The sequence below is a fragment of the Piscinibacterium candidicorallinum genome (assembly GCF_047549485.1).
Taxonomy (GTDB): domain Bacteria; phylum Pseudomonadota; class Gammaproteobacteria; order Burkholderiales; family Burkholderiaceae_C; genus Piscinibacterium; species Piscinibacterium candidicorallinum.
In genome coordinates, this window is the sequence record NZ_CP180191.1 from 1,875,864 (window position 1) to 1,889,274 (window position 13,411).

Genomic DNA, 13,411 nt, shown 5'->3' on the forward strand with positions numbered 1-13,411 from the left:
TAGCTTGGTCGGGAGTAGCACGCCGGCGTGTGCTTGAGATCGAGATCAGTATGGTCAGAGAGTTCCGGTGCTTTCGCGGTGCGCGTCCTGGAACGATATGGCAAACCCTTAAGTAGATGTGGAGTTAAGTGATCTCCAAGCCAAATGAAGACATGATGAAGATTGGACAGCTCGCGAGCGCAACAGATACGGCCGTAGAAACAATCCGGTTCTACGAAGCCCAAGGCTTGTTGCCCCGTCCGCACCGAGCGGAAAACAACTACCGGGTGTATGAGGACGCCCATGTGGAGCGCCTGGCATTTATTCGCCAGTGCAGGGCGCTCGGGATGTCGCTTAATGAAATCGGCAAGTTGATTCAGTTCCGAGAGCAGCCTGCCCAAGACTGCCACCCGGTGGACGCGATTGTTGAGGAGCACATCGCGCACGTGGGCCAAAGGATCCGCGAGTTGCGATCACTCGAACGCGAGCTCAAAGCGATCCGTGCACTATGCCGAGGGCCTGAATCCGTTCATGGATGCGGCATTTTGTTGGAGCTAGACGCCAAAAGCGCCAGCAAATCGGGTGCGCGCCGTCGCGCGATCGACGGCATTCACGCGAAGCACGATTGAACAGAGGGCAGATGTCGAGTTGGCATGCACCCGATCTGCTGGCGATCTCGCACAAGCGTCGCGCCTCTGAGCTTCGCGCGTGCCTCTCTCAAGTCGATCACGTGAGGTTCAAAGTGCCAAGCTCCACCCCGGAAAGCCTGCCCAGTTCTGTCGAAGATCTCATCGAGATCATCGGCGGCAGCGGCTTCAACGAAAAGATTCAACTTGAACGTGCCGGCATCACCCTAGGTTCAATCAAGCAGCTGGCTGACCTGCTCGGTTGGACGCTAGCCGACACGCTAGAGGCGATTGGTAGTCCTGCCACGCTACGGTTTTCTCGAAACGGCGTGCGCGTAACGGGCCTGCCATGCATGCGCTGCGTTGAGTTGATTCGCACCGTGCTGCTGGTACGCGCGCTGTACCGCGACACTGCCTCCAACGAATTCGCTCCTGATCGGTGGCTGGGGCGGTGGCTGGCGTCCCCGGCGCTCGCCTTCGCACGGCAGCGGCCCGTGGACTGGCTCGATACACCCACGGGTGCTGAATACGTGCGCCACGTGATTCAAGCCATTGGCGCCGGTGCCTATCTGTAGGAGGTACAGCACTGTGTAGCACGGCGGCGCGCGGACTCTGCGTACCGCACTCGGTCCACCGATCCTGGGCGGTGTTTGGGCTGCCTCGCTGACGCGCACTCGATCTGCGTTTTGCGTACTGGGTGCGCGTGGCCGCTTGCCAATGGCCGGGTAGACCTGGCTTACACGAGATAATCTTGGATTATCTGTTCTTAGATTTTGGCGCTTCGGCCTAGAGGGTGGACCTCAAAATAGTATGTAATATCGTATTACGTAATACAGTACGAAATAAGAGGAGTCCGACATGGCACGTGGCGGCATCTACAAGTCAGAAGTACTTCGAGCTCGCAACAACCTGTTGGCGCAGGGGAAGTACCCCTCGATCGATGCGATTCGCATCGAACTGGGCAACACAGGCTCCAAATCGACGATTCAGCGCTATATGAGGGAGATCGACGAGGACGAGTCTCCAGGCGCCAGGCCGGCACCGTCCTTAAGCGAGGAGCTGCAAAGCCTGCTTGCCCCCTTGGCTGAGCGCTTGCGAATCGAGGCGCAGGAAGAGTTGGCGCGGCTCAAATCGCAACATGCAGAAGTGGCAGCTGCCGCAGAGAGCGCCGCCGCAAGTCTGCGCGCAGAGATCCAATCCCTGAGCGAGGCGCTCGCAGCCGCACGACAGCAGACCGCCGAAGCACAGGAGCGCTACGAAGACGCATCGAAACGTCTGAGTGCTGTGTCAGCCGAGCGTGCGCAGGCCCAGCAACTCGCAGCCGACCTGCAGATCCAGCTGCGTGCAGAGGCTGAGCATCGCAGTTCGGTCGAAACCAAGTATGCAGACGCCCGGCGGTCACTTGAGCACTTCCGTGAAGCGGCCAAGGAGCAGCGACAGCGCGAGGCTCAGGCCCACGAAAACCAAGTCCAATTCCTACAACAAGACATTCATGGGTTGCGAACGGCGTTGGCGCAGGCCCGAGAGCAGCTTTCAGTTGCAACGGAGACACTCACGCAAAAGGCGCTCGCCCTGGAGGCGACACAGCGGGATCTGCTTCACGCGAAAGAGAAGGGCTCGGAGGTCGCCGATATTGCGGTGCGCCTGGCAGACGTCACCGCACAACGCGACACGCTCAAAACGCGACTTGCGGCAGAGGAGTCGCAGGTCCACATCCTTCGCGATGAAGCCGACGCCTTGCGCCGCGCTGTCGACCAACTCACCGAAAGACTTCGCGCGCTCGATCTGGAGCAGGCTGCGGTGCAAGGCGCGCGTGAAGCGCGAACCCAGCTTGAGCTGCAGATCGATGCCACGGTGAAGGCGCAGTTGGACGCGCTGCTAGCCAGCGCAGGGCGTCTAGCGCGGCCCGGCGCAGAGTCTGTGCTTCCGACACGAAGTCGTCGCGCCACGTCCAAAAAGCCGGCTTAGCGGTGGACGCGTTCAGGGCGCCTAGGGGACCACGTCACGCTCAAGCTAGTTGCTATGGATGCACATTTCAATGACTTCCGCAAAACCCTACAAAGTTGATGCGAACGCTTAGGGCGGGCAGTGCCGGAATCCCGATACGGGAGTGCCGCAAATCGCTACCGCCAAAATCGACATCAAAAGTACGGGAACCCTGAGACGCGGCGCATCAAGTTCTTCCGGCCTGACGCCTGCGAGCACAGCGTCACACGCGTCACACGCGTCACGGCGGGCTCGCGCTACGTGCTCAGCATCGGATGGGTTCGCAAAGGCTCGCGCAGGACTAGAGACTGAAGCTGATCAGCGCCGCCTGCGTTGGCATACACACAGAGCCCATCAGGCACGCGCGCCTTTGTTACCCAAGTTGGGTGGGCACGGCCGCACAAATGCCACTGAAGCCGAACTCATACTTGGCACTTCGACGGGCCGGACGCTAGGCTCTACGCCACATGCTGGCGAGTTCCGCTGGCGCGTGCAACTTCTGAAGCAGATTCGATGCAAGCATTCCAAGGCACCACGCGCCCGTGCTCTCGATTCAGTTGGCCTCGGCAGTTATTGCGCCGTACCGGCGCACTCGGTGCCCGGCTATTGATCACGGTCGTGCTTGGGCTGCCGTGGGTTATGTCGCACGCACTTGAAAAGGCGCCCGACTCCCGCGCGACTGGATCCGCGGGGCCTGGGGCCCAGCCCGCCGAGTTGCGCATCCTCAACCGCGACATTGTGACCCTGCGCGCGGTGCTCGCCGGCGTCCCTCCGGAGAAGCGAGTTGAGATGGCACTTGACCGGATCCGGCAACTGCCCGACCCGGCGATGTCGCAACCCTTGCGCGCCCTGCCCTTTAGCTTCCAGCAGCTCACAGGTGTCCAGTTCATGCTGGGCAACTTCAATCTGTTTGCGATCGTTGAAGCTGATGTCGACCCGGAGACCGGCCAAACGCTTGATTCAATGACCAAGCAGACGCTGGAGCGGCTGGAACAAGCACGCAAGGCGTGGCACGATAGCCGCGACGGTCCAATGCTGTGGATCGGCTTGCTGCAGGCCCTAGGAGCCACCGTTGCTTTCGCAGCGCTTGTCTACGCCGCCTTCTCAGCGAGCCGGCGCGGCGTCAGAAAGCTCGAGGAGCTTCGCGACCGGCTTTCGAAGCGGCCGCAAGGCGTCGATTGGCGTGAGCTCGCTGTCCGGCTCGCGATTGGCACGACGCAGATCTTCCTGTGGCTGGTCCTCGTCACCTTGACCTACACGTGGCTGCGCTTCGCGCTGGGTGCATTCGTGGCGACCCAGCCATTGGCGGACCAGCTCGATGGATGGCTGTCAGAGAAGGTCATCTGGGTTGCCCAGGGCGCTGTCGAAGGCGCGCCAAGTGTCGCCACAGTGCTGATCGTTCTTGTCTTGACCCGCGCTGTCGCTGACGTGCTCGGCTACTTTTTCTCGGCCGTGCAGCAGGGCCGTCTGAAGCTGCCCTTCATGCATCCGGAAACCACATCGGCAACGCGCCGCATCGTGACGGTTCTTGTGTGGGGGCTCGGCGTCGCGATTGCCTATCCCTACCTTCCGGGAGCAAGCAGCGAGGCGTTCAAGGGGATCTCGGTGCTGTTCGGCGCAATGCTGACACTCGGATCCTCGGGGCTCGTCAACCAGGCCATGAGCGGGCTTGTCCTGGTCTATTCGCGTGCCCTGCGCAAGGGCGACTTCATCGAGGTCAATGGCATGCAGGGCGTGGTGACCGACGTGTCATCGCTCGCAATCAAGATGATCAGCATCCGCAATGAGGAGATCACAATTCCCCATGCGGTGCTCGTCGCCAACCCGATCCACAACTACTCCAAGCTGTCTCAAACGCACGGCACCCTGCTGACGGCCAAGGTGACGATCGGCTATGACGCGCCCTGGCGGCAGGTCCATGCGATGCTTGAAGAAGCGGCTCGGCGCACACCCAAGGTCCTGCAGACGCCGGCACCCTATGTATATCAGCGCGCCCTATCGGACTTCTATGTCGAGTACGAGATCTTCGTAGGTATCGATGTCGCGATGCAGCGCGTGCCCATTCAGTCCGCCCTGCACGCCAACATTCAGGACGTATTCAACGAAAACGGCGTACAGATCATGTCGCCGCACTTCCTCGGGCAGCCGGAACGCACGGTCGTGGTTCCCAAGGAGGACTGGTACAAGGCGCCTGCACAAGCACGGAGCGACTGACAGGCGCCCACCCGGGGATCCAGACCAAGACAACGCAGGGAGGACTTCATGGATACAGCGCTGATCCTGCTGCAGGGTCTGATGGTGATCGGGCTGATCGCCGTCGGGGTCCACTACAAAGGCATGGCCATCGGCCTGTTTGGTGCCGTGGGTGTCCTGCTTTTTGTCTTGCTGTTCAAGATCGCGCCGGGCAGCGTGCCGGTCAACGCGATGCTGATCATCATGGCGGTCGTGACGGCGGCCGGTGCCATGCAACTGGCCGGAGGCATCGACTATCTGGTCATGCTCGCACAGAGGGTGATACGCCGGTTCCCGCGCCAGATCACCTACGTGGCCCCGCTGACGACCTACGGCTTCTGCGTCGGCGCAGGTACCGGCAACATCTACTACTCGTTGATGCCGGTCATCTACGAGGTGTCTTACGCCAACAAGGTGCGGCCGGAGCGCCCTCTTGCCCTGTCCGCCACTGCGGGCCAGCTCGCAATCACCTCCAGCCCGGTGTCTGCGGCAACGGCAGCCATGGTCGGGCTGATGGCACCTCTCGGGTTCAAGATCACGGACATTCTGGCCATCACCGTCCCGGCGTCGATCCTGGCAATCCTCGTCGCGGCATTTGTCATGAGCCGGCGGGGCAAGGAGCTCGAAGAAGACCCCGAGTACCTGGCCCGCCTTGCTGCGGGCGAGATTGCGCCCCCAGGTGCCGACGCGCAGACCAAGACCGTCACGGCCGAGGGCAAGCGCTCGGCGCTGATTTTCCTTGCGGGCGTGGTCTTCATCGTCTGTGCCGGCATATTCGAGGCACTGCGCCCCATGGTGATGTCGAAAGGCAAGATGGTCGAGGTCGACCTGTCGCAGCTGATCCAGATCACCATGTTTACGGTCGCGGCGCTGATCACCGCGCTATGCAAGATCAAGGCGGGCGACATCGTGAAGAGCCCACTCTTCGACTCCGGCATGGTGGCGGTGGTCGCGCTGTTCGGTGTCGCTTGGATGGCCAACACCTTCATCGCGGCCAACGAGACCGTCATCGTGGGTGGCCTGGGTGAACTGGCCAAGCAGGCACCCATCATGATCGCCGTCGCGTTGTTCGCAGTGGCGGCCATCACCACGAGCCAGTCGAGCGCCACCTTCTCGATCATCCCGATCGGCATTGCACTGGGGCTGGCGCCAGCCACGCTGGCTGCGATGTGGCCTGCCGTTGTCGGCGTGTTCCTCCTGCCCACCAATGGTGCCCAGATCGCGACGGTCGAGCTGGATCGCACCGGAACGACCCGAATCGGCGCGGCAGTCATCAACCACTCCTTCTTGCTGCCTGTGCTGCTCTACACCGTGGTCGCCGTCGGTGCCGGTCTGGGTCTGGCGGCGCTGCGGTAGCTGGGGCGCCAACTCCGGCCCCCTCCCCCCGCAGGAGTCGCTCGTCGACGCTACCCAAGTTGGGCAGCTCGGCTTGGCGGTGTGCCGCCAGTCATGCAAAGCTGACGCGCACCCATGCCGCCTCTGGGCTCGCTCGGACGCGCTCAATGGCGGCTCAAGATCGTCTAGGAGAAATCGATGCAAGCAGACAGCCTACGTGCAGCGGTGTACGCCCTGGGGTTCGCCCTGTCGTTGGCAGGTTTCGGCGCGCATGCGCAACAGGCGCGGGGCGTCAACCCAGCAGAGATCGACAGCCGCTTCGACGTGATTCTGAAGCGTGTCGAGCTTGATTCCACGGGAAGCACGACAAGCCTGACGTTGAAGTACGACTACAGGCTCAACAACCAGTGGGGCTTGAACTTCGAATTGCCCGTGTACACGCGGCTGTCTCAGCCCGGGTTTTCACGAACGGGGACCGGAGACTTCTTTGCACGCGCACGCTGGATCGTTCCTTCGGGTCAGTGGACCTATGGTGCATCGGCTGAAACTGTGCTGCCCGTCGCATCCAAGGACGAACTGGGCACTGGCCGCTATCAGGCCAATGTCGGCGCGCTTGTGGTGCGGGCCTTCTCGCCGAGCGTGCTTGGTGCTGCAGTGCTCAAACAGGTCACCTCCGTGGGCGGCGACTCCAGTCGCGCGAGCTTCTCGAACACGGAGTTCCGCATTGTTCCCGTGCTGATCCTTGATCAGGGCTGGGCGCTGACCGGCGAAATCCGCCAGACCTGGGAGCACAAGAGCAATCTGAGCTGGCAGCGTATCGAGGCCACGTTGAACAAGCAGTTCGACAAGAACTGGGCGGGTTCGGTGTCCCTGGGCACCGATACCGGTGATCGAAAGGACCGCGGTGCGGTATCTCTCGCCACCAAGTACTTCTTCTAACAGACAGATCGCTGGACGCAGCGTCCAGACAGATCAGATTGACTTGTATCCGGCAGCAGCCGGACGTGCGAGCGTCAGCACACCCCGGGCGCATGTTTGACAAGGAGTAGCGCTCGATGAAATCCATTCCCGATCGCCGTGCGACCAGCTGTGTTCTTGCTCCTGGCCTGCTGATTGGCGCCGTGTACGCGCAGACGGCGCAGGCGCCTGCCGCTGCACCCGCTCCGGATCCGGAAGTCCAGCTCGAGGACGGCCTCAAGAGCTTCGGCTATCTGGCGGGTCTCGCTCTGGGCTGCGCCGGCAAGGAAAGCAAGCCTGCACTGGAGCGCGATGCCCTGAATATCAACGCAGAGCTCACACGCCTGCTGGGTGCAGACCGCGCGTTCCTGGTCTCCGAGGGGTTTGGCTATGGCACCTCCATCTAGATCAAGCCCGACGACTGCAAGACCGTGACCAGCCCCTATCAGGCACGCGTCGGAAAGTTTCGCAAGAGCCGTGGGGAGTAGCCCATGAAGCCTCTCCTGACTACGCTGATTTCTAGCTGCGTCCTCGCGGCCTCGGCTGTCCCGCTGCCGACGGCCGCGCAGAGCTGGGAAGCACGGCGCGAAGCGCGCGAGGGTGCGCGCGAAGTGGCCTGCGAGCAGCGTCAAGCCGAACGCGAGACCCAGCGGTGCAACACGCAGGATTGCGTCAGACGCGATATGCGTGAAGGCTATCGGGAAGTGAATCGCGAGCGTCGTGAAGCGCGCCGCGAGATCCGTCGAGAGGTCCTTGAGGACAACCGCGACCAATACTGGCGAAACGGCCGCTACTTTCGTGATGGCCGCTACTGGGAGCGCGACGCCTACCTGCGCCGCTACTACCCGCACCATTACCACCAGGATGATGGCGATGATCTGCTCAAGGGCGTGGTGGTCGGTGTCGCAGTGGTGGGCGTGACAGCCGCCATCATCAGCGCGCAAGACGACGACCGACTGACAGGCGAGCGCCGATCACGCAGTTGCGCTCGCAAAAAAAGCCTGGCCCCAATGAGGCCAGGCTTTTTCGTAAGTGCGATCCGGTCTATTGCCCACCCATGCGCAGCGAACCACTCTTTTGACGCGGCGCACATTCCTTGAACGACGCCATGTGCTCGCCTACGACATCCTGGATCTGCCCACCCAGAGCCACACCCATCTGCATGGCGAGGTCGTTGCTCTTCTGGCCGCCATGGCGTTCGAACGGATCCATGCGCAGGTTGAAGACCAGCGAGCTGGTACGCAGGTAGTCGAAGAATCCGTCGCGCACCATGAAGTGCGACTTCCAGGGACCGACGCGCACGGCCGTGAGGTCGTTCTCGTTGTACATGATCACCGAGTTGCGGGCTGAGGGCGCGTTGCTGGTCCAGTGGGCGAGGTTGTCAATGCCGTCGATGCAGACCTTGTCTCGCGCTTTGAGTTTGCCGCGCACGTCGCCGTAGCCGGCTGCCGCGGCGAGTGTGGTGAACATGTCCTCATGGGTCTGGATGCCATTGGAAATCTTGCCCTTGGGGATCTTGGCCGGCCAACGCACCAGCATCGGTACCCGGACTCCACCTTCCCAGGTGGTTGCCTTCTCGCCGCGGAAGGGCGTGGAACCAGCGTCCGGCCACCAGGAGACCATGGCACCGTTGTCGGTCGTGTACACGACGATGGTGTTCTCGGCGATCTTCAGATCATCGAGTAGCTTGAGCAGCTGGCCCACGTGACCATCGTGCTCCATCAGCCCGCTGCCATAGACGTCGAATTCGCTGGAGATGTCACTCGCCAGGTGGCGCGAACTGGGCTTCAAATGTGTGTAGATATGCATCCGGCTCGGGTTGAACCAGGCAAAGAACGGCTGCTTGGCCTGCGCGGCACTTGTTATGAATTTTCTGGTCCGGTCCAGAAACTCCTCGTCAACGGTTTCCATGCGTTTGGTCGTCAGCGGACCGGTGTCACGGATCCGCTGCTTGCCAACCTTGCCAAAGCGCGGATCGACGGTCTGATCATCCTCCTGCGTGGCGACGACATCGAGTACGCCACGGGGGCGGTAGCGCTGGTTGAAGCCGGGATCCTTGCTCCACATGCGCAGTTCGGGCTCTTCCTCCGAGTTGAGGTGATACAGGTTGCCGAAGAACTCGTCGAAACCGTTGACCGTGGGCAGGTGGCTGTTGCGGTCACCGAGGTGGTTCTTGCCGAACTGCGCTGTGCGGTAGCCGAGTTCCTTGAGCACCTTGCCGAGTGTCGGGTCGCGCTGATCAATGCCCACGGGCGAGCCCGGAAGACCCACGGTGGTCATGCCGGTGCGGATCGGCAGCTGGCCGGTGATGAAGGCAGCACGGCCAGCGGTGGAGCTGGGGTGGCCGTAGTGGTCGGTGAACAGGATGCCTTCTCTACCGATCCGATCGATATTGGGCGTGGGCACCATCATGCCGTGCGAGTAGATCCCCACGTTGGCGTAGCCGATGTCATCGGCCATGATGACCAGAATGTTGGGACGCGACGGCGTCTGGGCGGCGACGTTTGCAGCGACAAGGCCGGACAGCGCGGCGGCGATGGCCGTCGCGAGGACGGGTCGACGCAGGCCGGGAAGAGCGCGGTTCATTTCTAGATCTCCCTGCTGGTGTTGAACAAAAGAGCGGTGTCAGCGGCCGAGCCGCCGCCGGATACGAGGCATGTCTTGCTGAACCTGGGCATAGAAGCGCTTCAGCCCCTCGCACAGATAGTTCAGGCCGGGTTCGCCCGAGGGCGTGGTGAGCAGGCGGTTCTTCGGGCACTCGCCCCAGCACAGATTCAGCTGCTCGCACTTGCGGCAGTAGTCCGGCAGCGAGTCGCGCTTGGACAGCCCGAAGGCGATCTGCTTCTCGGAAAAAGCCAGGTCGCCCTCATGCGTGTCGCGGATGTTGCCGAGCTTGTACTCGGGATAGACGAAATGGTCGCAGCTGTACAGGCTGCCGTCGTGCTCCAGCGCCATGGCTTTTCCGCAGATAGGGCCCGACGTGCACATCTGCGCAGCCATGCCCAGCGACTGCGCCACCGCAGACTCGAACACATTGACATGCACGCGGCCGAAGTCATGCTCGAGCCATTCGCGCCAGATCGTGCACAGAAACTCGCCGTAGTCTCGTGCATCGACCGACCACTCCGTCACAATGGACAGCGGATGCGAAGGCCGGGTCCGTTCGGCGCCGACGCGGGGAGCGGACGGGTCACGCAGGTCCGGCCCACCCTGCTTGAAGCCGCGCGGCTCCACGCAGGGGGTGAACTGGACGCGGTAGGTACCGGGAATGTCCCGCAGGAATCGCCAGACGCCCAGTGGATCGCGCGCGACATCGCGGTTCACCACGCAGAGCAGCGCAAAGGGCACGCCCTGCGCCGCCAGCAGTGCAGCGGCTGCCATCACCTTGTCGAACGTGGGTGTGCCACCCTTGGTCGGCCGGTACTTGTCGTGAAGTTCGCGCGGACCGTCCAGACTCAGGCCGACGTGGAAGCCGTGCTGCTTGAGAAATTTGGCCCAGTGTTCATCCAGCAGCACCCCATTGGTCTGCAGGTCATTTTCTATGCGCTGCCCGGGCTTGCGGTACTTCGCCTGAAGGGCAACGATCTTCTCGAAGAAGGCCAGGCCCATGACGGTCGGCTCGCCGCCCTGCCATGAGAAGACGACTTCTTCGCCAGTCTGCGCCTCGATGTACTGCCGGATGTGCTGCTCAAGCAGATCGGCCGCCATGCGCGCGTTGGGCTCATGACCCAGCAGCTCGGTCTTGTGCAGATAGAAGCAGTAGGGGCAGTCGAGGTTGCACAAGGCCCCGGCCGGCTTGATCATCGTGTGGAAGCGATAGCTGCGCCCTGCCGGCAGTCTCGGCAGATGGTGCACCGGCTTCATGGCCTCGGCTCGGGAATCAGTGACAGACGGCTCGCTCACGAGCACAGGCTCCTTATGGCTGCTTTCAGTAGTTGGCGGTGAGGCCCAGACCGATTGTGGTCCAGTTCTGCGTGCCTTGAGGCGCAGTGGCCTTGAGGCCTGCGGAGGGCGAGCTTCTGGCGAGGAATGCAATCGCAATCAGCTTCGGGCTGAACACCCGTGCGTACTGGAGGTAGAGCTCGCTAGACAGCGGCCTGCTGGGCACGCCAACCAGCAGACCGTCGCTGGTGAATCGAACACCCTGGCCGAACTGCACCGCGCTGTTCAGCTGGTCTGCTTCGGTCTTCACGTACTGGAGCTGCACGGCATCCTTTGCCGAGAAGTAGGCGTCGACGATGAATCGCTCGGCGCGGATGTTGGCGTTCAGCCAGGAGTACGCGCCATTGGCGCCGAACCACCAGTTGTTCAGGCCATTGCCCCAGAACATCGGGTCGAAGCGCTCGTAGGTGCTGGTGCCGGGCTTGTCGCCGGAAAAGCGCGCACGGTGATAGCTGAACTTCGGCGCGAACGGCCAGGTCTGCGCCCACCAGCTCGCGCCCAGCAGCCAGGCTTCGGCCCGCATTGGATCGCGCCGGCCGTTGGCGCGGGTGATGGTGTTGCTCTGTCTGGCGAATTCGGCACGCAGGCCCAGCTCCGGCACGCCCGGCACCACGCCGGTCAGATCGGCCCAGCCGTGCCAGGTATCGAGCCCCTGGCGGCCGGAATCGATGAAAGCCAGGGGTGCAAGATCACCCGGGTAGATGGCAGTCGACTTTGGCACGGTCAGGTAGGCAAGCCCGGCGACACCCATCTTCCCGGGCGCCCATTGAACGGAGGCACCGCGCACGACCGTGTCGGTCTTGGCTTCCGGCGCCTCATCGGGCCGCAGCTCAAAGATCGACCCCGTGACGCTGCCAGAGCCGACGCTCGCAATTACGGAATTGCCCCAGGCCTTGCGCTGGGTCGACGCACCGCCACCCCAGGAGTACCCATTGGACGCGCCTGCGGTGAGCAACATGCCGGTACCGAGCGTGAATGGCTGACGGCCGAATGACGCGTCATAGCGCCAACCGCCGCCATCGCCACGGACGCCAAGCACGGCTGTGCTCATCCGTGCTTCGCCCTGGTTGCGGTAGTCAAATGCATCTGAACCGAGGGTCTTGGACAAGCCGAGCGCGGCCGTCCCGTAGAGCTGGGCGCCGTTGCCCAATGGGTAGTGCCCGTTCAGCTTGGGTTGCAGCCAGAGTTCGATGAAGCTGCGGCTCTTGTCGAAGTCCGGCGCGCTGGCGGCCGACAGGTTCCACCAGGTGCCGCGCATGGAGTAGTACGCGCTGTAGGTCTCGATGCCTGCATCCAGCTTGAGACCCGATAGCTCGGTGGACCAGGCGGGTGGCGGCGCGGACTGGGCAAGCACAGCCGTGGGGGCCAGCGCCGAGATCAGGATGGCAAGGCAGGAGGCCCGACTAGCCGCTACAGATCGCATTTCATCCACCACTTGAATTGCAAGGTTATGGGCAGTCTAGTGCGACCGATTTGCAACAAGCCCGCTATGTACTCAACTTGGGTACATCGGGGTTGACGCAGACATGTCGGGGGCGCGGCCGAGGCGCGATCTAAGCGCAAGACGCCGTCGGCGTCTGCGCCAGGATTCTTCGCAGGCGATCTGCAGTGTCGAGCACTGCCTGTACATTCTGAGCGGTCATCTCGTCAAAATCGTCGCCGGCATTGACGGTGAGATAGAGATGTCCATCGTCGGAGCGCTTTACGTAGGTGCGCTCGATGAGCCAGTTGACCTTGCGTCGCACGGTTTCGCGCGGAAGCCCGCAGGCGTCGGCAATCGAAAGTGCATTGCAGGGCCTCATCATGCTCAGGCGAACCGCAGGGTCTTCGAGCGGCGCTGGAGAGTTGCTCTCGTCGGCCAGCCAGTGCTCAACATTGCGATGTGCAATCTCACCCATGATCAAGGCCGCAACCATGTCGCCACCAAAGGCGTGGTAGGTGCGCGCCAGCAGCGGCACCGTGAACTGCGACATCGCGAATGAGATCCGCGTGCGATTCGCACGGACGACTTCGGAGGTAAGCGGCATTTCTACTCTCGTTTGGAATCGTGCTGCACTCGACTCGTAGAGGCTTCTCTGGCAATCGTGTGCAGGTTACGTCAGTGAACTGAAAAGCGAAATCTCTTGCGCGGCCGTATCTGGGAAGCTCGGTCTCAGCATCGGTGAATAGCCATCGCTGTGCACATCAGTAAGTGCATCCAAGTCAGGTGCCCGAGTTAGCCTCAATTGATCACTCGAATTGCAATCTTTCCTGGCTACCAATGACCCCTCCACCCACATGTTTTCAATGCATGAAGGCCCGATGACAGTCCGATGGAGGGGCGCGCTTTGTTTGCGCTACCTGGCTGTCCGAAG

12 protein-coding genes are annotated in these 13,411 nt (G+C 62.2%); 8 read left to right on the plus strand and 4 right to left on the minus strand.

Going from position 1 to position 13,411, the window contains the following annotated elements:
• Positions 1–128: 128 nt before the first annotated feature.
• The 8 genes from cadR (at position 129) to ACMDW7_RS08500 (ending at position 8,215) form a co-directional block, all read left to right on the plus strand.
• On the plus strand, positions 129–608 hold the full coding sequence (gene cadR, locus ACMDW7_RS08465; protein ID WP_414859642.1) for a Cd(II)/Pb(II)-responsive transcriptional regulator: 480 nt from the start codon (positions 129–131) through the stop codon (positions 606–608).
• A 113-nt stretch (positions 609–721) separates the two neighbouring features.
• Entirely contained in the window at positions 722–1,180 is a 459-nt protein-coding gene (locus ACMDW7_RS08470) for an antitoxin Xre/MbcA/ParS toxin-binding domain-containing protein (protein ID WP_414859643.1), read from the plus strand.
• Positions 1,181–1,463: 283 nt separating this feature from the next.
• The gene (locus ACMDW7_RS08475; protein WP_377301538.1) at positions 1,464–2,573 is read left to right on the plus strand and encodes a DNA-binding protein; all 1,110 of its coding nucleotides are present in this window, start codon (positions 1,464–1,466) and stop codon (positions 2,571–2,573) included.
• 531 nt (positions 2,574–3,104) lie between these two features.
• Positions 3,105–4,805: a mechanosensitive ion channel family protein gene (locus ACMDW7_RS08480; protein ID WP_414859644.1), complete on the plus strand. Its 1,701-nt coding sequence runs from the start codon at positions 3,105–3,107 to the stop codon at positions 4,803–4,805.
• Between the two features lie 48 nt (positions 4,806–4,853).
• Positions 4,854–6,179 carry an anaerobic C4-dicarboxylate transporter family protein gene (locus ACMDW7_RS08485; RefSeq protein ID WP_377301534.1) on the plus strand — a complete coding sequence of 442 codons (1,326 nt, stop codon included), beginning with the start codon at positions 4,854–4,856 and terminating at the stop codon, positions 6,177–6,179.
• Positions 6,180–6,356: 177 nt separating this feature from the next.
• A complete protein-coding gene (locus ACMDW7_RS08490) occupies positions 6,357–7,097 on the plus strand; it encodes a hypothetical protein (RefSeq protein WP_377301532.1) in 741 nt (246 codons plus the stop codon).
• Between the two features lie 116 nt (positions 7,098–7,213).
• Positions 7,214–7,522 carry a hypothetical protein gene (locus ACMDW7_RS08495; RefSeq protein WP_377301530.1) on the plus strand — a complete coding sequence of 103 codons (309 nt, stop codon included), beginning with the start codon at positions 7,214–7,216 and terminating at the stop codon, positions 7,520–7,522.
• Between the two features lie 84 nt (positions 7,523–7,606).
• Positions 7,607–8,215 carry a hypothetical protein gene (locus ACMDW7_RS08500; protein ID WP_377301528.1) on the plus strand — a complete coding sequence of 203 codons (609 nt, stop codon included), beginning with the start codon at positions 7,607–7,609 and terminating at the stop codon, positions 8,213–8,215.
• On the opposite strand, the gene ACMDW7_RS08505 is transcribed toward ACMDW7_RS08500, so the two are convergent.
• The 4 genes from ACMDW7_RS08505 to ACMDW7_RS08520 all read right to left on the minus strand — a co-directional run bounded on the left by ACMDW7_RS08505 (position 8,160) and on the right by ACMDW7_RS08520 (position 13,015).
• Positions 8,160–9,701 (minus strand): arylsulfatase, encoded by a 1,542-nt coding sequence (locus ACMDW7_RS08505; RefSeq protein ID WP_377301526.1) that lies wholly within the window; start codon positions 9,699–9,701, stop codon positions 8,160–8,162. The genes ACMDW7_RS08500 and ACMDW7_RS08505 overlap by 56 nt on opposite strands.
• 39 nt (positions 9,702–9,740) lie before the next feature.
• Positions 9,741–11,018: an anaerobic sulfatase maturase gene (locus ACMDW7_RS08510; protein WP_377301524.1), complete on the minus strand. Its 1,278-nt coding sequence runs from the start codon at positions 11,016–11,018 to the stop codon at positions 9,741–9,743.
• Positions 11,019–11,043: 25 nt separating this feature from the next.
• Positions 11,044–12,480 (minus strand): hypothetical protein, encoded by a 1,437-nt coding sequence (locus ACMDW7_RS08515; RefSeq protein WP_377301522.1) that lies wholly within the window; start codon positions 12,478–12,480, stop codon positions 11,044–11,046.
• 130 nt (positions 12,481–12,610) lie between these two features.
• Entirely contained in the window at positions 12,611–13,015 is a 405-nt protein-coding gene (locus ACMDW7_RS08520) for a hypothetical protein (RefSeq protein WP_377301520.1), read from the minus strand.
• Positions 13,016–13,411 lie beyond the last annotated feature (396 nt).